The following is a 22,797-nucleotide window of genomic DNA, read 5'->3' as shown; positions in this document are numbered from 1 at the left end:
TTTCGCTTTTGGGTTGTCGCCGAACGCCGTGCCCGATAACCTCTTCTTAACCTATCAATATGACACAAGATCGGGCGAGCGTTTGAGCGAGAAAATCGGCTGGATAGACAACCTGCGGGCGATGGCGTGCATGATGGTGGTGATGATCCACGCCACCACCTATTACGTCACCAACGGCGCGGCGATAGGGCTGCACAATTGGGATATCGCCAACGTGCTGAACTCGCTGTCGCGCGTGTCGGTGCCGCTGTTTTTCATGATTTCCGGCTACCTGTTTTTCGGCGACAAGAGCGCCGGCCGGCGGCATTTCACCCGTATCGCCTGCTGCATTCTGTTCTACAGCGCCATCGCGCTGATCTATATCGCGGCCTTTACCAAGATCGGCTTCTGGCCGTCGCTGCGCGCCATCCTGCAAAAGCCGGTGTTCTATCATCTGTGGTTTTTCTATGCCATTGCGGTGATTTACCTGCTGTCGCCGCTGATCAGCGTCAAGCCGGTGTCGCGCCGTTACCTGGCCGCCGCGCTGGTGGTGTTGGCGGCGATCGCCAACCCGAATACCGACAAGCTGGCCTTCGGCAACGTGCACCTGCTGCCGGTTAACCTGTATATCTACGGCGACACCTTCTACTACCTGCTGTATGCGCTGGCCGGGCGGGCGATTGGCATGATGGAGGCGCGCGGGCGCGCCGTGGGCTGGCTGGCGGCGCTGGGATTTGCGCTGTGCGTGGCGCTGATCGCGCGCGGCACCAAGCACCAGCTGTTCATCAACGGCAACTTCGCCGATACCTACTACATCTACAGCGGCCCGCTGGTGTTTATGGCGGCGGTGGCGCTGCTGGTGTGGGTGAAACACTGTTTGCCGCAGCCGATCGGCTGGCTGAGCGGGTTCTCCCGCCATTCGCTGGCGATCTACGGTTTTCACGCCCTGATCGTCAACGTGATGCGCAGCCGGCACCTGGATTTCACCGGCCACCCGCTGCTGGATATCTTCTGGGTATTCGGCGTGGCGCTGGGGCTCAGCCTGCTGCTGTCTGTCGGCCTGCAGCGGCTGGATACCCGCCGGCTGGTGTCATAGCGGCGAGCGCTGGCGCTGCTGGGCGCGGCGCAGCTGTCGCCCGGAAGAAAAGCCGGCCGCCAGCGCGGCCTTCTCCAACCCATATCCTTGCTGCAGGCGCTGTTGCGCCACCGCCAACCGCAGCTGCTCATGATATTCCCGCACGCTGATGCCGACGTGGCTGCGAAACAGCCGCGCCAGGTGGCGGCTGCTGACGTGCGCTTTTTCCGCCACCTGCGGCACCGACCAGTCGGCCTCCGGCTCGGCGGCCATCACGTCCTGCGCGCGGTGCACCGCCGGGTGCAGGTGGTTGCGGTAGCGCAGCCAGGGCGACAGCTGCGGATCGTCCCCGGCGCGGCGGAAATAGACCACCATATCGCGGGCGACGTCGCGCGCCCGGCCGGCGCCGCAGTGGCGATGGACCAGGTGCAGCGCCAAATCGATGCCGGTGGTGATGCCCGCGCTGGTGTAGACGCCGCGATCTTCGACGAAGATACGGTTCTCTTTCACCTGCGCCGCCGGCGCCTGCCGGCGGATACGCTCGATAACGTCGTGGTGGGTGGTGCACTGATAGCCGTCGAGCAGCCCGGCCTGCGCCGCCAGCAGCGCGCCGGAGCAGATGCACACCAGGGTGATGCGCTGCTGCTGCAGATCGGGCCGCAGCGTCGCCAGCCAGCGACGTGCCTGCTCGGCCTCTTCCCCGGCGAAATAGCGCTGCGAATCGCCGACGCCCGGCAGCACCAGGATGGCGCCGTCTTCCAGGCGTTCGGGCAACGGCTGCAGGCCGCTCAGCGTCATGCCGATGGAGCAGACGATCTGTGGCACCGGGCTGAGATAACGCAGGCTGAACTGCCCCGCGAGGCGCAGGGTTTCCGCCGGGCCGCTGACGTCCAGCGACAGCACATTGGGCAACAGCAGAAAATAGACGGCCTGCGACATGGTTACTCCTGTGCGAGTTGCGCCAGCGTCTCATCCACGCTGGCGATGCGGGCGAAACGATCGACCAGTACGGTTTCAGTATGCCGCTTCAGCTGCGCGGGGGTAAAGACTTCACCGTCGGGATGGCGCATCGGGAAGGTCAGCGTCGCCTCGGTGACGAAAGTCACCCGATAACCGAGATCGGACGCCACCCGGGTGGTGGTTTCGCAGCACTGCTCGGTACGGATGCCGGAGACGATCAGGTGGTTGATATCCCGCTCGCGCAGCCAGGCGTCGAGGCCGGATTCGGTCAGCGCATTGTGCACATGCTTATGCACGGTGATATCCGCCTGGTGGGTGAGGAACGGCAGGCGCTGCACGTGGCCTGATGCCAGCGAGAACGGCCCCTGCGGCGAAACGTGCAGCACGTCGACCAGCGCCGCGCCGCGTTGTTGGCAGCCCGCGATCAGGCGGGTCAGCGCCTGCTGAAACGCCGGCAGATCGTCCTCCTGCCAGAATGGACGGTGCTGGAATGATTGCTGGACATCGATGATCAATAACGCGCTCTGTGACATTTTCGGCCCTCCGACAGTGTGTGTAGCGACTATCTTGCGCCGCGCCTTACTCTGGCAGAAGGCCAAAAACGGCCATCATGATGACAACAGCGGACCGACCTTAGGCTTTGCTCACCTGGCCGGCCACCAGACGCCCCTGATGGAAGGTGGCGCTGCGCGCCGGCAGGCGGGCGACCGCCTCGGCGGAACAGCTGGCGTTGACCAGCACGAACTCGGCGGCGTCGCCGGCTTTCGGCCAGGCGCGCTGGCCCTTATCGTCCAGCGGCAGCACGCCGCCGGTGGAGATGGCCATGGCGCGCGACAGGTGATACTCGTCGGCGCCGCGGTACAGCTGGGCATACAGGTTAGCCTTCTCCAGAATGTCGCCGGTGCCGAACGGCGACCAGTGGTCGATCACGCTGTCGGTGCCGGTCATCACGAACACCCCTTTCTCGCTGAGCTGCGGCAGCGGCATCATCAGGCCGCCGATCGGCACCGTGGAGGCGATGATGATCTGCTGCGCCGCCAGCCGGGTGGCGGTTTCCGCCAGTTCGCCCGGCGTCAGCGTGGTCAGGGCGAAAGCGTGGCTGATGGTGACCTTGCCGCGCAGCGCCGGGTTTTGCTCCACGGTGGCGATCATGTAGTTGATGGCGGCGACCCCGGCCGGGCTGGTTTCATGCAGGTGGATATCCACGCCTTTGCCGGTATCGAGGGCGATCTGGAACATGGCGTCCAGCGATTTCTCCATCGCGCCGTCGACGTTGGTCGGATCGAGCCCGCCGACGTACTGCACGCCCATCTGCATCGCTTCGCGCATCAGCGCATCGACCCTGGAGTGCAGCAGGCCGTGCTGCGGGAAGGCGACGATTTCACAGCTGAAATCCGCCCGGTGGTTTTCCAGCGCGCGCTGCAGGTGCTCCAGGCTTTTCAGGCCGCTGACCGGATCGATATTGCAGTGGCTGCGCGCCACGGTGCTGCCTTTGGACTGCAGCAGGGCGATCAGGTTTTCCGCCCGCTGCTGCGAGGTGGGCAGCAGTTTCGGGATCAGCGTCTGCTCCAGCGCGATCATGTCCATGATGGTCTTGCCCTGGCGCGGGCGCGGCGCCTGCCATGGGCCGCTGTAGAAGGTTTTGTCCAGGTGGATGTGCATGTCGCGGAACGCCGGCAGCAGCAGCTGGCCCTGCGCCTGATAGCGGGGCACGCCGGCGGGCAGGGAGGCGTTGGCGGCGTGAATGGCGGCGATCTTGCCGTCTTTGATCTCCAGTGTGTACAGCGCGGTGCGGGTGCCGATCACCGTTTCGCCGTCGTATTCAAAGCCGTCTTCCAGCCGCACCTCACTCAGGCAGTAGTGGCGATCGGTCAGGGTCATCGGTGCCGGTGCGCACTGCCCGTCGCCCGGTGACGCGGCCTGCGCCATGCCGCCCGTCAGGCCGATCACCGCGCAGGCGGTGGTGAGTTTGCCGGTTTGGCTGAGGAAGGCTCTGCGGCCCGGTTGTTGAGGATTTTCCACGTTCGGTTCCTTAATCCAGAGGTGAGGGATGAAACATCCCCCAATTTAGGAGAGGAACCGACCGGTTGGCAGCGACATTTGCCACTGGTGACTATTCGATTTGGTAATGATCGGCGTCTGCCTGCGTTTATTTCAACCCGCAAAACACCGCCAGCCGCTGGGCCAGCGCCAGCGTGGCGGCGGGGGCGCCGTCGCGGTAGTAGAGCGCCAGTTCGAAGCTGTCTATCGGCGGTAATCCTTCGGCCTCGCCCAGCACCCGGTGCGTGGGCAGACGGCAGCCGGCCGGCAGCAGGGTGACGCCCAGCCCGGCGGCGGAAGCGGCGGTCAGCGCCGCCAGGTTGGCGCTGCTGTAGCCGATGCGCCAGCGTTTGCCGAGGTTGTCCAGCGCCTGGCACAGCTCGTCGCGGTACAGGCCGCTGAGCGGAAATACCGCCAGCGGCACCGGCGATTGCTCGATGGCCGGGAAGGCCAGGCTGTCCAGCCATAGCAGCGGTTCCGGCCGCGCGGCGCGCGGCGGTTGCCGGCGGCGCTGCTTCACCAGGATCAGATCCAGCTCTTCGCGCGCGTAGGCGCTGTGCAGATCGGCGCTAAGGCCGCTGGCGACGTCCAGCCGCAGGTGCGGGTGTTCGCGGCTGAAGTCGGCCAGCAGCTCGGTGGTGGGTACGGCGAAATCCTCCGGCATGCCGATCCGCAGCACGCCGTCGCGCCAGATGCCGGTCAGCGCGTCGTGGGCTTCTTCATTCAGCGCGATGATGCGGCGTGCGTAGCTCAACAGCTTCACGCCTTCTTCGGTCAGCAGCACCTGATGCGAGGAGCGCTCAAACAGCGGCTTGCCCAGCATCTCTTCCAGCCGGCGCACCTGCTGGCTAACGGTGGACTGCGACAAAAACACCCGCTCTGCGGCGCGGGTGAAGCTGTTGCTGTCGCATACGGCGACGAAGCTGAGCAGCAGCTGCGGATTGAACATCGGGTAGCGATTCATTTTCCCACTGTTGGCTATTTTATTATTTAATTTCCCAATACTAGCGGCGTTGCCTACAGTAACGCAACGCTGCGGCGATCGCGCTGTGACACCGCACTCTTCATTTTGCAGTACCAGGAATATACCGTGTTAAATCATTCTGTTAATTCATCCTCTTCGCGCCGCTGGTTCAATCCCCTGCTGCTGGCGCTGGTGTTGATCGGCCTGAACATGCGGCCGCTGTTGACCTCGATCGGTCCATTGCTGCCGACGCTGCGCCAGGCCACCGGGCTGAGCTTTGGCGGCGCGGCGCTGCTGACCACGCTGCCGGTGCTGATGATGGGCCTGATGGCGTTGGCGGGTGGCGCCATCAACCGGCTGTTCAGCGAACGCAGCGCCGTGGCGTTAAGTTTATTGGCGATCGGGCTGGGCGCGCTTTGGCGCGAACTGGCCCCCGGCAGCGTGCAGCTGCTGATGAGCGCGGTGCTGGGCGGGCTCGGCATCGGGGTGATCCAGGCGGTCATGCCCGGCATCATCAAGCATCATTTCCTCAAAAGCATGGCGCTGGTGGCCGGGCTGTGGTCGGCGGCGCTGATGGGCGGCGGCGGGCTGGGCGCGGCGATCACCCCGTGGTTGATGAGCGCGGGGCACGACTGGCACCGCGCGCTGGCCTGGTGGGCATTGCCGGCGCTGGTGGCGCTGCTGGCCTGGTGGCCGGTCAGCCGCGGGTTGTCTCGCCTGAGCGCGGCGGGTGAAAACCGCGGGCCAAGCCTGCTGCGCAACCGGCGCGCCTGGCTGCTCGGCGCCTATTTCGGCCTGATCAACGGCGGCTATACCAGCCTGATTGCGTGGCTGCCGCCGTATTACATGCAGCTCGGCTGGCAGCCGCAGGCCAGCGGTTCGCTGCTGGCGCTGATGACCTTCGGCCAGGTCATGGGCGCGCTGCTGTTGCCGGCGCTGGCGCGCAATCATGACCGGCGGCCGCTGCTGCTGCTGGCGCTGATGATGCAACTGATCGGCTTTATCGGCCTGATTTACCTGCCGCAGACGCTGCCGTGGCTGTGGGTGCTGCTCTCCGGACTGGGGCTGGGCGGCGCATTCCCGTTGTGCCTGGTGCTGGCGCTCGATCACCTGCACCAGCCGGCGGCGGCCGGGCGACTGGTGGCCTTTATGCAGGGCGTCGGCTTCCTGCTGGCGGGCGTGACGCCCTACCTCTCCGGCCTGCTGCGCGACTACAGCGGCGGCTTCGTGCTGGACTGGCAGATCCACGCGCTGCTGGTGGTGGTGCTGATCGTTATCACCTGGCGCTTCCATCCGCACAGCTACCGGCGGGCGTTCGCCGAATAATATTTCTGTCATTGCCGCTCCCTATAGTGACGTTGCTTTTACTTCTGGGCGATAACAACGAAAAGGGACAATGACATGCACAACACCAAAACCCGGCTGGCGCTGCTGGTCGGCTGCATGGCGCTGAGCGCCAACCTGTGGGCCGACGCGCAGAGGGTGCAAGCGACGCTGGCCGGGCATGCGCTGCTGCCGGTGAAATCCACCGTTTCCACACCGAAGGACGCGCCGAGCGATCTGCAGCAGAGCGGCAAGTACACCAGCGGCAAACGCGTCACCGAGCTGGGCAGCGTGGCGGGCAAATCCGCCGATCGCCTGACCGGCCTCGGCCTGCCGATCGATGGGCAGCCATTGCAAGGCCACTCCGGCATCAAACACATGCCCGACGGCACCTACTGGGTGCTGACCGACAACGGTTTCGGCAGCAAGGCCAACTCGCCGGACGCCATGCTGTACCTCAACCACTACAAGATCGATTTCAAAGACGGCACGGTTGCGCCGCTGAAGACGGTGTTCCTGCACGATCCGGATAAAAAGGTGCCGTTCCACATTATCAACGAGAGCACCGAGAAGCGTTATCTGACCGGCAGCGATTTCGATCCTGAAAGCTTCCAGTTTGCCGACGATGCCTTGTGGATCGGTGAAGAGTTTGGGCCTTACCTGATCAAGGCCGACCTGAACGGCAAGGTGCTGGCGGTGTTCGACACCCAGGTGGACGGCAAGGTGGTGAAATCGCCGGACAACCCGACGCTGACCCTGCCGGGCGCGCCGGACGGCAAGCAGAACTTCCAGGTGGCGCGCTCCAAAGGCTTTGAAGGCATGGCCGCCTCGCCGGACGGCAGCAAGCTGTACCCGCTGCTGGAAGGGGCGCTGTGGGACGGCGAGCAGTTCGAGAACGTCGGCGGTAAACGCTACCTGCGGGTGCTGGAGTTCGACGTGAAACAGCAGGCCTGGACCGGCCGCAGCTGGCAGTACGTGCTGGAAGACAACCAGAACGCCATCGGCGACTTCAACATGATCGACGCCACCCACGGGCTGGTGATCGAGCGCGACAACGGCGAAGGCACGCCGGATAAAGCCTGCGCCGCCGGCGCGCCGACCGACAACTGCTTCAGCCAGGTGGCCAAGTTTAAGCGGGTATATAAAATCGCTTTCTCGGACGCCAACGTCGGCAAACCGGTCGAGAAACTGGGCTATATCGACCTGATGAACATTCTGGATCCGAACAAGCTGGCGCGCAAGCCGCTGAACGACGGCGTGCTGACCTTCCCGTTCTTCACCATCGAGAACGTGGACGTGGTGGACGCTAACCACATCATCGTCGGCAACGACAACAACTTCCCGTTCTCCTCCAGCCGCCAGCCCAATATGGCGGATGACAACGAGTTCATCCTGCTGGACGTGAAGGATTTCCTGAAGTAGCGCCCCTCGGCCGCCGAATCGCCGGCGGCCGCACGATTTCCCGCTTAGCGCAGCGAACAAACTGCGCTATAATCAGCGCCTTGCTTCTCCCTTCTCCAAGGAAGATCCTCGTCCCCGGTGGGGCGGCCGGACTTCAAATCCGGTTGGGGCCGCCAGCGGTTCTGGGCAGGTTCGACTCCTGTGATCTTCCGCCATTCGAGTTCTTCTGAAGTCTCCTAAAATCAATAAATCCCTTGCTAACCCTAGATAAATAGACCGTTATCATCTACGAGTGTCAACCGACGTCAACTGGAATCAATACGATTATGGGGGCATAATGGGGGGCATGGAATGGATGCTAGTCTGGAGATGCCCCCAATGAAGCTAACAGCACGACAAGTAGACACAGCCAAGCCAAAAGAGAAGCCTTACAAGCTCTCAGATGGCGGTGGTCTGTATCTGGAAGTTGCCCCCAATGGCTCTCGCTATTGGCGTATGAAATACCGTATCAACGGTAAAGAAAAACGTCTTTCCTTTGGTGTTTACCCTATTGTTTCGCTGGCGGTTGCACGAGACGAGAGAGAAAAAGCAAAGAGGATACTCGCTGCCGGTGGTGATCCTGGGGAAGTAAAGAAAGCAGGGAAGTTGGCTCAGAAGCTCTCTATAGAGAATACCTTCGAAGCGATTGCCAGAGAGTGGCATAAATCCAAGGCCGACCGTTGGTCACTGCGCTACCGTGATGAAATCATTGATACCTTCGAGAAGGATATTTTCCCCTTTATCGGGAAGCGGCCTATAGCTGAAATAAAGCCGATGGAGCTACTGGAAACGCTGAAGCGTATGGAAAAGCGCGGTGCGTTGGAGAAGATGCGCAAAGTACGCCAGCGCTGTGGTGAGGTGTTCCGTTATGCCATTATCACCGGACGGGCAGAGTATAACCCTGCCCCCGATCTGGCCTCAGCCCTAACTCCGCCGAAGAAACAACATTTCCCTTTCCTGACGGCTCAGGAATTACCCTATTTTCTTAACGACCTCGCGGGCTATACCGGTAGCGTCATCACCAAAACGGCTACCCGCATTATAATGCTGACGGGCGTCAGAACCCAGGAACTGAGATTTGCGCGCTGGCAGGATATCGATCTCGATAAAGGGATCTGGAACATACCGCCGGAAGTGATGAAAATGAAGCGACCACACGTCGTCCCTCTATCAACGCAAGTTGTCGATCTATTCGATTCTCTTAGACCTATTACGGGTGCTTATCCCTTGGTATTCATTGGGAGAAACGATCACCGTAAGCCAATCAGCAAAGAAAGCGTGAATCAGGTTATCGAGCTACTGGGTTACAAGGGGCGGCTGACGGGGCACGGTTTCCGCCACACGATGAGCACAATCTTGCATGAGCAGGGTTATAACTCGGCCTGGATTGAGACGCAGCTTGCTCACGTGGATAAGAACAGTATCCGTGGCACGTATAACCACGCTAAGTACCTGGATGGGAGACGAGAGATGCTGCAGTGGTATGCCGACTATATGGACAACTTAGAGCGCGGTGGGAATGTAGTGCATGGGGAGTTTGGGGGCCGTGCTTAAATTAACGTGGAATTGTTAACAGACCAACAGTACCGGTGGATACGGTACTGTTGGCTCCAGCAGGCACTTATTTTTTTCGGTGTAAATGGAAGGTTTGCGGTGTATCGGTGACCGTAATCCGGCCTGAGCCTGTGATCGCGAACATCGTCAAAAAAGTAATGCGCGTGATGGACTATGATACCTAGGTTGAAATTGCGGACGTATTGTCAGCGCTAAGGTTTTTGACCATATCCTAGGGCGTGCTGAAGCATGGGGAGTGCGGGTGCGGTGCAGGAGTTAACGCTCTTTCTCTAAAGGGGATCAAAAGTGCCAGTAGTAATGCTGGTGCTGCTGGTTTATGACACGGTTTATTTTTTTGTCGTTTTTTGCCATACGCATTTTAACTCTCGGTTATAGACCAGTGTTAAGTATCAATAGGCCAGTGCGCCGCAATTAAGAATCGAAAGAAGATATTGATTTAAGTGGGGGAGTGTTTACTTACCTGTTCTGACCGGTTTTTTTCGATACAATGCTACTAAGTATACCAATTCTAAGCACAGGTGCATTATAATCGAGAAGCGATTGAATGGATGCTTTAAGGGCTACAACATCGACAAATTTCAGTTTTCTCGCTGAACATGACCCGCTGTTTCTACAAATCGCACCTGCTGCAGAAAATGCCTTCTCAGGCGATCCCAACACCACCTTGATTAAGTTGCGCCAACTAGGTGAAGCCTTAGCACAACATATTGCTGCGCTGGTCGGGCTCACGTTTGATGAACCGCCCACTCAGGCTGATTTACTCTACCGCCTCAATCGCGAGCTAAAATTTGAACCAACGGTACGCGAGCTATTTCATCTATTGAGGATAGAGGGCAACAAGGCCACTCACCAGTTCAAAACCAAGCACAAAGAGGCGTTGGATGGCTTAAAAGTGGCGCGAGCGCTAGCTATCTGGTTCCACCAATCTTTCGGCAAGCAGGGCGCGAACTTTAAACCCGGCGCTTTTCATGCTCTCCCATCCTTCCGAATCTACACCACGCCCTAAGACTCTACCCTTTTGTATCGAAGAATACACAACGAAATGAGCGCACCCACTACAATGAATACACTCGTCGCAGCATATCCCATCAAAACGTTGTAGTGCGCTACCAAACTGCTTACGCCCAAGGTGACAGGGGCGGAGAGCACAAGCCCAAATGCATTGGCATAGCCAAAATAGCGTCCTGTTTTCTCCGAGCTGCATGTCGCGTAGATAAGTTGTCGGCAGCCAATTCTGGCAAATCCGTAAAACAGGCTTCCCAGGGGGAAAAGCACTAAGTAATGCACCAAGTCAAATCTGGGTTGGAAGAAAATGCAGACCGCGCTTAGTGCGTACCCTAATGAAATGATCGTTAGCAAAGAGAAAAATTTATGCAGTTGGGCATAAAGTAATGCGGAGATAATCACTCCTGCGCCTGCAAGTGCATCTGCAATACCAAGAGATGTCGCGCTGGAGTTGAAATACTGCACTATCAGTATGACCATCAACGTATTCGTTACCGTGATGATGACACTGCCGATCGCATACAAAAGTAGTGCGCCTGCAGGCCTGTAATTAAGCAGGATCTCTTGCCTCTGGTTATTGTTGGTTAGGGGGGCTTTTTTTGAGTACGAGAGTGTTCCAGTGAGCAAGCCGCTGAGCAAGTAGGCCAAAGCGCTAAAGATAAACACATTTCCCGGAGAAAAATGGTCCATTGCAATACCACCCAGCGCTACGGAAATTAGTGAGCCGGACTGCAGGGCAATTTCAAAGCGTGAGCTGAAAACCGACAAATGTTCATTGGTTATGCAATGTCTTATTAAGGCATTTGTGGCCGGGAAGATCACAGCAGCGCATGCGGAGAACAGAAAAGAAAAGGCATATAACTGTGCGGGTACCACTTCCCCTGACAGGGTCAAAACGGCCAGCCAGATAGCGCCTGCGGTACAGACGAGATTGGAGACCAGGCACATCCTTTCAGGCGCAAAACGTTCGGTTAGTCTTCCCGCGAAAAATGTAAGAAGAGCCTGAGGCAGTGATATGGCGATGAATAACAGCCCAATGCTGCCAGGATCACTCGTTTTGTTGCTTATCAGAAGCGCAGAAGCAATGACAGCAACACCGCTTCCTAACGCTGAGGTAAACGTCCCTGCCAGCAGTCGCCACGCATTGTTTTTTAAACATACCAGTGAGCTTGTGGTAGAGGCGGCAGTCATGTTTATGTCCTTTTAAAGGTTCCCTTCATACTCTAAATCCCGGCTAAAAAATTAACAATAGCTTAAGTTTAATTTCAATAATAAAATTTTCCCAAGTTATGCATCTTGTTTTTTCGCGTCTAAAAAACCACATCATAACAGACTTTCTCGCCGAAAAATCTTTACCTCTATAGTGTTAAAAAAAAGCAACAAAAGTGGAGTTTGCGTGTTGACTATATGTTAAATGATCAGTATGTTTTATGTTTTGTTGTTTGCCACCATGTGATTTGCGAGCTGACTTTTAAGTAAATTGTTGATTTTTATTATTGATTTACATGGATGAAATGTGTGCAATTATGATGGTTAAAGATATCGAATGTTATCGTAAGCATGGATTTAACATTATTGAGTCACTTTACACCCGCCAGGAAGTAAGGGTTCTCAATGCGGAAACTCAGAGACTGATGCAGCAAGACTCCGAGGGAAGGGTTTTGGAGAGTGATGGTAAAACTGTAAGAAGCATTAATGGCCCTAATATTTATAGCGAGCTTTTTGAAGACTTGGCTAGTGATGCCAGGTTGCTTGGTTGCGCAGAAAAGTTATTGGGCGGCCCGGTTTATGTGCACCAGTATAAAATCAATACCAAACAGGCATTCCAAGGGCAGAACTGGGAATGGCATTCAGATTATTGGTTCTGGAAAAAAGAAGATGGCATGCCGGAACCCAAGGCCCTGACCGCGGTTATTTTTCTTGATGAAGTTAATGACTTTAATGGCCCCATGCTTTTGGTGCCAGGGACTCAAGACGATGTGCTCATTGATGACATACATGACAGGCCTTACGGCGAAATTGATGGCGGGGATAACTGGGCAATCACGACAGCTCAGAATCTCAAATACCGCCTCTCTGAAACATACCTGCGCAAGAAGATTGAGGCGAAAGGCATAGTCGCGGCAAAAGGCCGAGCGGGAGATGTGATGTTCTTCCACTGCAATCTCCTGCACTGCTCTAGTGCGAACTCCTCGCCCTGGGACAGAAAGGCGGTATTCATTTCTTATAATGCTGTCAGCAATGCCCTATGCGCAGTGCCCTCGCCGCGCCCCGAGTTCATGGCTTCTCGCCAGTTTACTCCGTTGAAAGAAAAAAAGGCATTTTAAGAGATAAATATGAAAACATATATCTTGGGATTATCATGCTTTTTCCATGACAGCGCAGCGACTTTGCTTTGTGACGGCGAAATTATTGCCGCAGCGCAGGAAGAACGCTTTACACGAATTAAACAAGATCCCTCTTTCCCAGAGAATGCGGTTAAATTTTGCTTGAATTCTGCTGGTGTTACACTTTGTCAGATTTCACAAATTTTCTATTATGAAAATCCAGAAGAAAAATTTAATCGCATTATGTCAACTGCCGTGACATCAGGTTGGTCAGGTGTTAAATCACTTTTTTTTCATGTTCCCGGTTGGTTAACGGATAAAATTCACGTCAAAAAGAAAATACGAAAAGCACTTAGTTTTGCAGGCACGGCGGTGCCTGAAATCACTTATATCAATCATCATCATTCGCATGCTGCATCAGCTTTTTTCCCCAGCCCTTTTGAGGAGGCTCTGGTTCTTTGTATTGATGGTGTTGGTGAATGGGATACGACTACGGCCTGGAAAGGTAAAGGAAACACTCTCACGAAACTGTGGGAAACACGTTTCCCACATTCACTTGGTCTTCTCTATTCTGCGTTTACATTTTATTGCGGATTTAAAGTTGATTCGGGAGAATACAAACTCATGGGGCTCGCGCCTTACGGGCGCCCGATCTATGCAGACATTATTAAAAAGCACTTGATACATATTCAATCAGACGGCAGTTATGAGATGGATATGTCATATTTTGACTATGCTACAGGGGACCAGATGACGTCTGAGAAATTTCATGACCTCTTCGATGGTCCGCCCAGGATCGGAGAAAGTGAGTTAACCGAACGCGAATTTAATCTGGCCTCGTCAGTACAGTCTGTTCTTGAAGAGATTGTGTTACTGACTGCACGTCATTGGCAAAAAGAGACAGGCGCAGAGAATCTCTGTCTGGCGGGGGGAGTTGCTCTGAATTGTGTGGCGAATGGGAAGCTTGCTGAGGCGGGTATTTTTAAGCATATCTGGGCGCAGCCCGCTTCAGGAGACAGTGGCGGCTCACTGGGCGCTGCACTCTCCGGTTGGTATGAGCACAGAGGGGCTCAACGCATACCTGAACCGGAAGACAGTATGAAAGGCAGTTATCTCGGAACGGAATATAAACGCGAAGATATTCTACATTTCCTTACTGAGCAAGGCGCCGTTTTTACAGAGTTATCAGAAGATGAACTGTGCGCAGAAGTTGCGGATATCCTTTCTCGGGGGAATGTCACTGGATGGTTCCAGGGGCGAATGGAATTTGGCCCTCGCTCTCTGGGGGCGCGCTCTATACTTGGTGATGCGCGTAATCATCAGATGCAGACGGTAATGAATCTCAAGATTAAAAATAGAGAGTCATTTCGTCCATTTGCGCCGGTGGTTTTAGTAGAGCATGCGAAAGAATGGTTTAATTTAAAAGCAGCAAGCCCATACATGCTGTTTGTATATCCGGTGGCAGACTCGAAGCTCACGCCAGCGGAGCCTGATTCGCAACCGGTCGTCGGGCTCGAGAAATTGAATCAGATTCGCTCACAGATCCCTGCCGTAACGCATGTAGATAACTCAGCACGCCTACAAACTGTGGATGGGCAATTTAATCCCCTTTTCTACCAGCTGATAAATGTGTTTCATGAGCGCACTGGCTGTCCTGTTCTGGTTAATACATCATTCAACGTCAGGGGAGAACCCATCGTTGAATCACCCAAAGATGCGTTTGTATGTTTCATGCGTACATCTATGGACTATTTGGTGTTGGGAAATTTCCTGTTGCGTAAACAAGAACAGCCAAACTGGGAGGAAAAAATAGACTGGAAGAAGCACTATCCACTGGACTAAATCTGCTGAAATGAATATGAAAAAACAAAGTAAAATGCAGACTGCTTTTCTCTGGCTACGTAAATTTTTCGGGTCTATCTGGCAACGTCTTCAGGCTCCGTTATGCCGAGAGAAAGCGGAATTATTGATAAAATTTTTTAAAGGATAGACAATGAAGTTCAAACCAATGACTCATCAGGAAGCAGTGAACCGCTGTTATGAGCTTACACCGCAATTACGAGAATATGACGAGTTCATGTATCTAGGGGTTCGCTGGCTGCCTTATACAATGTTTTTTCATCACCGGAATTACACGTCAGATATTATTAATACCGATGATATGGGGTTCCGCCTGAGTTACTCTCCTTTTGGCTGGGCATCAACGGCAAACTTTCCTGCGGATAAGCCGGTAAACATTGTGATCGGTGGGTCAACCGCAATGGGAACGGGCACGACATCTGATGCCAGCACGGTTTCGTCAACGTTGGCAAGACTGACAGGTGAGGTTTGGTTGAACTTTGGTGGCCGCGGTTATAACTCGGTCCAGGAAGCTATTATTTTTATGCTCAATCAGAGTCGTTTTGGCCAGATTAATAATATTGTTATTCTGAGTGGGATGAATACGCTTACGTTGGAAGGTCTACCTGACGATTACACTAGCGAATACGGGAAATACTATTACTCTTTCGAATTTTCTCATTATATGAACCGCTATAATGAGGATTTGAAAAAAAGGGCAAGCTCGTATGCATCATGGAATGATGCAAGTTCTAAAAAATTGATACCCCGCCTTGCTGAAAAGCTTAATAATTGGCTTGATGAGGCCGATGAGAATCCTGCAGACAAGGTTTTTACCGATACTCATATGAATCTTGCTGAACGTGTTACTCGTGCCGCGAAAAGCACTGTGGGTTCGGCAGCGCAAATCAATCATCTTGCACAAAGAAATGGTGCACGAATACATTATGTCCTTCAACCACTATCTCGCTGGAGTAAGGAGGTTTTTCATGAGTCGGAAGAAGAGATGTTTTATGCAATAGATGCTTGTGCGAACAACTTTTGGCGTTTATTTGAAAAGCTGGTAACACCTGACTTGCATGCAACCTATTCATCACAGATTCAGCAGGGATGTCTTAAAGAGGATATCAGATTTTTTGACATGAATATGCTTATGAAAGATTCTCCTGTATTACATGAAAATATTTATATTGACCATCTGCACTTCAATGACTTGGGTTACGAAGAAATGGGAAGAATAATATATGAAAAGGTCCTCTGATCCAATGGGTAAAAAAGAGTCAGAAAATATTTTTATCCGAATATTACGCCGTTTAGTGCGTGGGAAGAAGAAAAAAACAGGTTCAACTTATCCACTTCGCTGAGGGGTGCTCAATAATGGAAAATAAAGCTGACTTCCCAAGACAGGTCGTTGCTATTGTGGATGCTGTATCGGCTGGGGCATTGGTTACTGAAGAGATGGCTGATTATTTCGATCTTATTCATATTGAATCTGATGGCTCGGTCAACGCTCTGTCCCATCCTCGGTTTCACAAACATCTGTTTAAAGCATTTTATCGGTGGGATATAAACCGTGAAGATGAATGTTTGCAACAGATTGCAAGGCATGAGCCATTAGCGGTGATTCCCGGTAATGAATCTGCCGTAGCACTCAGTGAACGCTTGGCATGGAGTTTTAGCCGTGAGGGCAATGATCCTGCCAATACATCACTTCGCAGAAACAAATTTCTCATGAATGGGGCGGCAGAACGTGCTGGGTTGCGAATTGCGAAACAGGCCATCAGTGATGACGCAGACACGCTGAAAAGCTGGTTCAGGCAACACGGTGGGGAGAAGGCCGTGGTCAAGCCACTCGATAGCGCAGGTTCAGACGATGTGTATATATGTACCACAGAGGCAGAGGTTGAGGCAGCAGTCAGGAAAATAGCCGGTAAACAAAACAGCATGCATAGCCGCAATGACCAGGCGCTTATTCAGCAGTTTATCGAAGGGACAGAATATGTTGTGAATACCGTGAGCCTCAAGGGCAGGCATAAGGTGACGGATGTTTGGCGGGTGTCAAAAAAGCTCACCGCAGGTCGAAACCTTTATGATTTCGATGAGCTTTGTGACCCTTGTTCTTTAGAAGCAGTGCGCTGCATCGAATACACTCTCAAGGTGCTAGATGCCGTAGGCATTGTGAAAGGAGCCGGTCACACCGAACTCATTCTGGCTGAAGAAGGCCCTACACTCCTTGAAATCGGCGCGCGAGCTTCAGGTGCGGCTAATCCCAAAGCTATCCGTCTGGCTACCGGCAGCGATCAGCTGGAAGTGATGCGGTTTGCTTACACTCGCCCGGATTTGTTTAATGATGCGGCGAATCAGTATATGCAAGTGCGACCATTACGCTGTGTGCACAGCATCGCCTCTCAACGTAAGCCCTTTTCACACGTCGAACTTCAGGACTTTCTTGCAAAACTACCCGGATTTGTCAGTGTGATGATGAAAATTGCGGACGGTACAACGCTTCGGCCCACCACCGATGTTTCTTCGTGTCCAGCCGCCTTCTTCCTGACAGGTGGTAGTCAGGAAGAGATTCAGCAGACCTACATGTTGTATCGTCAATGGGAATCCGACAATCTTTGAGAACCAGTTGATGAAACAAGCAATTATTTTTGTACACCCATGGATGTGGGCTGAGGATGCGTTTGAGGCCTGTCAGCAAAGAAACTATTTAATTTTCTCTGTGGTCACTTCTTTTGAGACACTACGTGGCTTTGTTGAATAAATCAGATTTCGGGTAAGTCTCCCCCGTAGCGGGTTGTGTTTTCAGGCAATACGCACGCTTTCAGGCATACCTGCTTTCGTCATTTTGTTCAGCGCTCGTACCAGGGCCATAGCCTCCGCAACCTGACCATCGTAGTCACGCAGCGTCAGTGAACCCCCGAACAGCTGTTTTACCCGGTACATCGCCGTTTCCGCTATCGAGCGACGGTTGTAATCTGTTGTCCATTTCCACCGCGCATTACTCCCGGTCATTCGCTGATTAGCCACTGCACGGTTACGGTCTGCATATTCACCGGGCCAGTAACCCGCACCTTTTCGGGGAGGGATAAGCGCGCTGATTTTCTTACGCCGCAGTTCATCGTGACAGAGCCGGGTGTCGTAAGCGCCGTCTGCCGATGCTGCCCTGATTTTTCTGTGAGTCTGCCGGATAAGACCCGGGAAGGCTTCTGAGTCCGTCACATTGTTCAGCGACAGGTCTGCACAGATGATTTCATGTGTGTTGCTGTCAACTGCCAGATGCAGCTTACGCCAGATACGGCGGCGTTCCTGGCCATGCTTTTTGACTTTCCACTCGCCTTCACCGAAGACCTTCAGCCCGGTGGAATCAATCACCAGATGCGCGATTTCACCCCGGGTGAACGTTTTGAAACTGACATTAACCGACTTTGCGCGCTTGCTGACACTGGTGTAATCCGGGCAGCGCAACGGAACATTCATCAGTGTAAAAATGGAATCAATAAAACCCTGTGCAGCCCGCAGGGTCAGCCTGAATACGCGTTTAATGACCAGCACAGTCGTGATGGCAAGGTCAGAATAGCGCTGAGGTCTGCCTCGTGATGAAGGCGTTGCCGACTCATACCAGGCCTGAATAGCTTCATCATCCAGCCAGAAAGTTATGGAGCCACGGTTGATGAGGGCTTTATTGTAGGTGGGCCAGTTGGTGATTTTGAACTTTTGCTTTGCCACGGAACGGTCTGCGTTGTCGGGAAGATGTGTGATCTGATCCTTCAACTCAGCAAAAGTTCGATTTATTCAACAAAGCCACACTACGTATCAATCAGGAATGGCTGGCCCAACATTCAGACGACATTTTATTGTCTGAAGGGGATGCTCGTGCGGATGCAAATGAACTTTTCCGTAGGCTGAATGCCTGCGGAAGTAAGGCAGCTTTTGTGGTAAACGGGCTTGATGCCGCTTTTGGGTATGCTAATGCACTCAGTCGCCTTCTTCATACACCTGCTCTTGCGGAGCGCGCTGAGTTGTTTCTTAACAAAACTGTACTCAATGAATATATTCAGGCAAGGGGGGTGCCGGTTATCCCGGGTCTTGAATTGAAATCGGTGGATGAATTTCGCCAGGAGGTCAAAAGGTTTGCTGAGATCGGCTATCCCTTGATCGCTAAACCGTCGGAAGACACTGCGGCCATGGCCGACGTAGAAGTCATTACCTCAGAAGAGGCGTTGCGGGTTTACCTCTGTAAAACGCTTGGCAGGAAAAACAGATATTATACAGATAGAGCTATCGAAAAAATAACGGTTCAGCAGTATGTGTCCGCCAGCAGCGAAGAATTTTTTATCGATTTTTTTTCATATGGCGGGCAGCATCAACTGGTAGGGGCAGGGAAGTACCTTTACGATGAAAATAGGACGTTAAAGGGTATTGAAATTTATAATGCTGAAAATGTATCCCGACTCAATAAGGTGGTCGAGTATATTATTAAAGTATTGAATGTTGCAGGCATGCAAAATGGGTTTTCGCACAATGAAGTGTTCCTAACCCAGGAGGGTAAACCTCTGCTCGTTGAAAGTAATCCCCGCCATTGTGGCCAGCCTAGTTCCACGCTTTATAAAATCGTTTATGGCACTCATCGTATGCATACCTTGCTGGACGCATTGGAAAATAAAAGCTTGCTTGGAAACGAAGCCATTTACCGGACGGGGGCGCATGCTTGTGCACTGCATCTTTATAATTTCTCCTGTGATAAGCCTGCATTCATCAATACTTATGGGGTTGATTCAGAAATAACCGTCCTTTCATTCAGGGGGCGCGAACGTAAACGACTATCTGCCGAGTTCTATCTGAAGCCGGATAGAGTTAATCAAATATCAGCTATTTTGATGCTCGTTAATACCTCTGTAAAAAAGTTGAGTAATGACTGCGAGACCATATGGATGAGAGAGACTGATGGTACATTATTTTCCTGTGCGAATTCCGGCGAAAGTGAACGGTGATTCCGGACGAACGTGAACGCTATTTGGTAATGCCTCTAATCAGTAGAACATGTGTTTTTCGATGAAGGCTCCGATGACCTTTTCGTGGAGCTCTATTGAGCGTGAAAAACAAATCGTTTTACGGGCCAGCCGCTTAATCTGGGTGCGGAGCGTCAGGTTGTTGCGCTCAATACGTTGGGTGAAGATTTTGCCGGTCAGATGCTTATCCTTCGGGACTTCTCTGGCATAGCTGACCCAGTCATCGCTGGTAATCATGCCGATGCTGAACGGCGTCAACAGGGCCAATACCCCCCTGCATGTCTCATCGTTGCGCGGCCCGAAGGTGTAGGTCAGGACGCCGCCAGTTTTGGTATTGTAAGCGTACCAGAGCCAGTGTTGTAACGCCCTCCGTCCCCCATGAGCAGGTAGGCGAACGGCTGCTGGTGAAGGTCAGCCAGACGCTGGTTCAGGTGTGGCATAAGGGGGCACTGTGTGGCTCAGCACCCATGCAGCGACCGGCAGTACAGTCATACGACGCATCCGGCGCACATGCCGGTCACCACCGGGGCGGACACAGCAGCTGGACGCCCGAAAAGCTGCTGGATAACGCCGCCCGCACAGGCCACTCGGCGCCGGGTGGTGAAGGCGATGCTGAATGCGTATTACGGCTTATCCGGACAGATATTACGGCGAGAGACGAACACCCGTTACGGGCTGAGGCGGACACTTCCTCTTAACTTTTTACTCTCTCTTTTTTATTCTGGCTATTCTTTGTTTTTGCGCATTGATTCTCCCTGCAGATTTAACCTGTGAGCTCCGTGGATTAACCTGTCAAGAAGCGCATCCGCTGTCGTCGGTTTTTCCATCAGACCGTACCATTTATCTACCGGTAACTGAGTGATCACTATCGTACTTCCCTTTTCGTACCTGTCTTCCACCACTTCAAGCAGATCGCTGCTCTGTCGCACCGTCAGACTTTCCAGACCCAGATCGTCCAGGATAAGCAACTCTACCTTCTGTAACAATTTCATTTGCTTAAGGTAACTTCCATCCGCATGCCCGCCTCCAAGCACCTCCAGGAGCCTGCTCACCCGCCAGTACTGCACATGATATTTCTGGCGGCACGCCTGCTCTCCCAGTGCGCAGGCCAGCCAGCTCTTTCCGCTGCCGGTCGGCCCGGTGATCAGGATATATTTGCGCTGGAGAAGATGCGCAAAGTACGCCAGCGCTGTGGTGAGGTGTTCCGTTATGCCATTATCACCGGACGGGCAGAGTATAACCCTGCCCCCGATCTGGCCTCAGCCCTAACTCCGCCGAAGAAACAACATTTCCCTTTCCTGACGGCTCAGGAATTACCCTATTTTCTTAACGACCTCGCGGGCTATACCGGTAGCGTCATCACCAAAACGGCTACCCGCATTATAATGCTGACGGGCGTCAGAACCCAGGAACTGAGATTTGCGCGCTGGCAGGATATCGATCTCGATAAAGGGATCTGGAACATACCGCCGGAAGTGATGAAAATGAAGCGACCACACGTCGTCCCTCTATCAACGCAAGTTGTCGATCTATTCGATTCTCTTAGACCTATTACGGGTGCTTATCCCTTGGTATTCATTGGGAGAAACGATCACCGTAAGCCAATCAGCAAAGAAAGCGTGAATCAGGTTATCGAGCTACTGGGTTACAAGGGGCGGCTGACGGGGCACGGTTTCCGCCACACGATGAGCACAATCTTGCATGAGCAGGGTTATAACTCGGCCTGGATTGAGACGCAGCTTGCTCACGTGGATAACTACGTTGTTGATCTGAATACATCTTTATACCTTTTATGCCTGAGTGGGGGGATTTACGCATATTCTACTGATATATGGACTAGAGAACTAACTTGGTTGCTGATCTTTTCCGCCATTAGTGGAACCAATGGTCAGCGCTGACGTATTATGCAGAGGACGGTTGGGCCGAGGTGGATAACAACATCGCAGAGAATGCCTTGCGGAGCGTGAGTCTGGGGCGCAAGAACTTCCTGTTCTTCGGCTCGGATCACGGAGGTGAGCTAGGGGCGTTGCTCTACAGCTTGCTAGGGACATGCCGACTGGCCTATAAACCGGGTCAATGAGCTACTGCCGTGGCGTATAACCTTGCCAACAGAATAACTTACCCGACCTCTGTCAATACGGCCTTCGCTGTACGCTTACAAGTGAAGTAACCCGAAGACGGTATAAAAACGGTATTCCCGTTACCGACACGGAGGGGGGGGACAGTGAATAATGGGCATACGCAGATGATAGCCAGAGAAAATAACGATGATTATTGACGTTAATAATGCTCCGATGATTGCGCTGGAGCTCCTGAAAGAAAAGCTCCATGAATGGCGCGATTCGCCCAACCCGATATGGCCCGCAACCTGGCCGGTTTTTGAATATCTCATCGTTCGGCATGATGAAATAGCCCCGGTTTATAGGGAAATTGCCTCTCTCAATATAGCCGGGCAACGCCTGTGGCTTCTTCTGGAACAGTTTGTTCATACGGGGAGCTTCGGGACAAAGGAACGCTACGCTGAGCTGCGAGCTGATCACCAGGAACTGACGAAGCTGAATGAAGATATCAGCATAATGAGTATCCGGTTGGCGGAAATGTTAGAGAGACGTTCGGCATTGCTGAATCATAGTGGGCATTTCTACTGTGATCGGATGCACAGCTTAACGGATTTCATTGATGATGCTGGAGAGGGAAATGGTCATTATCAGCTTTACCTCAAACCAGAATTGCAATCACTTCAGCGTTACGATCTCAAGTACTGGCCTGGTATTGCTGATATTCTTCGCTCCCTGGGGATGGAAGATGTGAATGTTACATGTGCCGATGAAGCGACAGAGGCAATTATTAAAGCCCGTAGGCCCTCTCTGACGGATTTCTTCAGGGAATTGTTTAATCGTATTGATGAGAACAAGACAGGCCACAGGTACTCGCTACCACGGACTTTTAAACTCTCAGATGCTGCGCTGGCAACTATTTGCAACATTACGCGCGATTTACCTCCTGATGAGATTATTGATGCCGCTTACGTGAAGCGTACCCGTCATCGGCTGAAGGAACAAGGGTTCAGCGCGGTATGGTAAGAGTTTAAGCACGAAGCATCAGGTTGTTATCCGGAACAATCGCCGAGGAGTGACTAAGACAGGTCGCACAAAATATTTTGCTAAACTGAGTGAGTCAGGCAGCGGCTAATCAGCAGACTCGCTCTCTCAGACGGCGAATGTGACCTCGGCGCAAATGCATGCGTTTTGCATG

Annotated in this window: 17 protein-coding genes, 1 tRNA gene and 5 pseudogenes; 15 read left to right on the top strand and 8 right to left on the bottom strand. The window is 53.5% G+C overall.

Translation table 11 applies throughout. The features are described from left to right. The first annotated feature begins 82 nt into the window (after positions 1-82). Positions 83-1,075 (top strand): acyltransferase, encoded by a 993-nt coding sequence (locus GF111_RS12570; protein ID WP_047729540.1) that lies wholly within the window; start codon positions 83-85, stop codon positions 1,073-1,075. Here the strand turns inward: GF111_RS12570 and GF111_RS12565 are convergent. The 4 genes from GF111_RS12565 to GF111_RS12550 form a co-directional block, all read right to left on the bottom strand. Next, positions 1,070-1,993, bottom strand: a complete 924-nt coding sequence (locus GF111_RS12565) for a GlxA family transcriptional regulator (protein ID WP_038875936.1) — start codon at positions 1,991-1,993, stop codon at positions 1,070-1,072. The two genes, GF111_RS12570 and GF111_RS12565, sit on opposite strands and share 6 nt — an antisense overlap. 2 nt (positions 1,994-1,995) lie before the next feature. Further along, positions 1,996-2,547, bottom strand: coding sequence for an isochorismatase family protein (locus GF111_RS12560; RefSeq protein ID WP_038875934.1), 552 nt, complete (start codon positions 2,545-2,547; stop codon positions 1,996-1,998). A gap of 100 nt (positions 2,548-2,647) precedes the next feature. Continuing rightward, positions 2,648-4,036 carry an amidohydrolase family protein gene (locus GF111_RS12555; protein ID WP_147190643.1) on the bottom strand — a complete coding sequence of 463 codons (1,389 nt, stop codon included), beginning with the start codon at positions 4,034-4,036 and terminating at the stop codon, positions 2,648-2,650. Positions 4,037-4,163: 127 nt separating this feature from the next. Continuing rightward, positions 4,164-5,018 carry a LysR family transcriptional regulator gene (locus GF111_RS12550; protein WP_055317504.1) on the bottom strand — a complete coding sequence of 285 codons (855 nt, stop codon included), beginning with the start codon at positions 5,016-5,018 and terminating at the stop codon, positions 4,164-4,166. A 126-nt stretch (positions 5,019-5,144) separates the two neighbouring features. Between GF111_RS12550 and GF111_RS12545 the strand changes: the two genes are divergently transcribed. The 5 genes from GF111_RS12545 (at position 5,145) to GF111_RS12525 (ending at position 10,362) form a co-directional block, all read left to right on the top strand. Continuing rightward, positions 5,145-6,344, top strand: a complete 1,200-nt coding sequence (locus tag GF111_RS12545; RefSeq protein ID WP_071845335.1) for a cyanate transporter — start codon at positions 5,145-5,147, stop codon at positions 6,342-6,344. A 75-nt stretch (positions 6,345-6,419) separates the two neighbouring features. After that, positions 6,420-7,763 (top strand): esterase-like activity of phytase family protein, encoded by a 1,344-nt coding sequence (locus tag GF111_RS12540; RefSeq protein ID WP_147190642.1) that lies wholly within the window; start codon positions 6,420-6,422, stop codon positions 7,761-7,763. Between the two features lie 99 nt (positions 7,764-7,862). After that, positions 7,863-7,957: transfer RNA gene (locus GF111_RS12535), tRNA-Sec, on the top strand. 163 nt (positions 7,958-8,120) lie between these two features. Then, on the top strand, positions 8,121-9,335 hold the full coding sequence (locus tag GF111_RS12530; protein WP_047729533.1) for an integrase arm-type DNA-binding domain-containing protein: 1,215 nt from the start codon (positions 8,121-8,123) through the stop codon (positions 9,333-9,335). Between the two features lie 565 nt (positions 9,336-9,900). Then, on the top strand, positions 9,901-10,362 hold the full coding sequence (locus GF111_RS12525; RefSeq protein ID WP_047729531.1) for a DUF4145 domain-containing protein: 462 nt from the start codon (positions 9,901-9,903) through the stop codon (positions 10,360-10,362). On the opposite strand, the gene GF111_RS12520 is transcribed toward GF111_RS12525, so the two are convergent. Beyond that, entirely contained in the window at positions 10,359-11,552 is a 1,194-nt protein-coding gene (locus GF111_RS12520; protein ID WP_071845333.1) for an MFS transporter, read from the bottom strand. The two genes, GF111_RS12525 and GF111_RS12520, sit on opposite strands and share 4 nt — an antisense overlap. A gap of 335 nt (positions 11,553-11,887) precedes the next feature. Between GF111_RS12520 and GF111_RS12515 the strand changes: the two genes are divergently transcribed. The 4 genes from GF111_RS12515 (at position 11,888) to GF111_RS12500 (ending at position 17,152) form a co-directional block, all read left to right on the top strand. Then, a complete protein-coding gene (locus tag GF111_RS12515) occupies positions 11,888-12,688 on the top strand; it encodes a phytanoyl-CoA dioxygenase family protein (protein WP_047730815.1) in 801 nt (266 codons plus the stop codon). 9 nt (positions 12,689-12,697) lie between these two features. Further along, positions 12,698-14,530 (top strand): carbamoyltransferase, encoded by a 1,833-nt coding sequence (locus tag GF111_RS12510; RefSeq protein ID WP_047729527.1) that lies wholly within the window; start codon positions 12,698-12,700, stop codon positions 14,528-14,530. A gap of 151 nt (positions 14,531-14,681) precedes the next feature. Then, positions 14,682-15,788, top strand: a complete 1,107-nt coding sequence (locus tag GF111_RS12505) for a G-D-S-L family lipolytic protein (protein WP_047729525.1) — start codon at positions 14,682-14,684, stop codon at positions 15,786-15,788. Between the two features lie 116 nt (positions 15,789-15,904). Continuing rightward, positions 15,905-17,152 (top strand): ATP-grasp domain-containing protein, encoded by a 1,248-nt coding sequence (locus GF111_RS12500; protein ID WP_080346894.1) that lies wholly within the window; start codon positions 15,905-15,907, stop codon positions 17,150-17,152. A gap of 183 nt (positions 17,153-17,335) precedes the next feature. Here the strand turns inward: GF111_RS12500 and GF111_RS12495 are convergent, their stop codons facing one another. After that, on the bottom strand, positions 17,336-18,304 hold the full coding sequence (locus GF111_RS12495; protein WP_000654805.1) for an IS5-like element IS903B family transposase: 969 nt from the start codon (positions 18,302-18,304) through the stop codon (positions 17,336-17,338). 83 nt (positions 18,305-18,387) lie between these two features. On the opposite strand from GF111_RS12495, the gene GF111_RS12490 reads away from it, so the two are divergent. After that, the gene (locus GF111_RS12490; RefSeq protein WP_154235522.1) at positions 18,388-19,524 is read left to right on the top strand and encodes an acetyl-CoA carboxylase biotin carboxylase subunit family protein; all 1,137 of its coding nucleotides are present in this window, start codon (positions 18,388-18,390) and stop codon (positions 19,522-19,524) included. A gap of 39 nt (positions 19,525-19,563) precedes the next feature. Here GF111_RS12490 and GF111_RS12485 read toward each other — a convergent pair. Next, positions 19,564-19,917 (bottom strand): annotated as a pseudogene (locus tag GF111_RS12485) (IS1 family transposase); the annotation flags it as partial. Between GF111_RS12485 and GF111_RS12480 the strand changes: the two are divergent. Then, a pseudogene (locus GF111_RS12480) lies at positions 19,911-20,163 on the top strand (IS21 family transposase); the annotation flags it as partial. The pseudogenes GF111_RS12485 and GF111_RS12480 overlap by 7 nt on opposite strands. Before the next feature lie 104 nt (positions 20,164-20,267). Here the strand turns inward: GF111_RS12480 and GF111_RS12475 are convergent. Further along, positions 20,268-20,702, bottom strand: a pseudogene (locus GF111_RS12475) (ATP-binding protein); the annotation flags it as partial. Here GF111_RS12475 and GF111_RS12470 point away from each other — a divergent pair. The 3 genes and pseudogenes from GF111_RS12470 to GF111_RS12460 form a co-directional block, all read left to right on the top strand. After that, a pseudogene (locus tag GF111_RS12470) lies at positions 20,700-21,308 on the top strand (tyrosine-type recombinase/integrase); the annotation flags it as partial. The pseudogenes GF111_RS12475 and GF111_RS12470 sit on opposite strands and share 3 nt — an antisense overlap. Before the next feature lie 113 nt (positions 21,309-21,421). Further along, positions 21,422-21,659, top strand: a pseudogene (locus GF111_RS12465) (transposase); the annotation flags it as partial. 150 nt (positions 21,660-21,809) lie between these two features. Continuing rightward, the gene (locus GF111_RS12460; RefSeq protein ID WP_047729521.1) at positions 21,810-22,625 is read left to right on the top strand and encodes a hypothetical protein; all 816 of its coding nucleotides are present in this window, start codon (positions 21,810-21,812) and stop codon (positions 22,623-22,625) included. The last annotated feature ends 172 nt before the right edge of the window (positions 22,626-22,797 follow it).

Origin of the sequence: Serratia sp. HRI (genome assembly GCF_010119335.3) — a bacterium.
Lineage (GTDB): Bacteria > Pseudomonadota > Gammaproteobacteria > Enterobacterales > Enterobacteriaceae > Serratia > Serratia nevei.
This window is presented reverse-complemented; position numbering and strand designations above follow the sequence as displayed.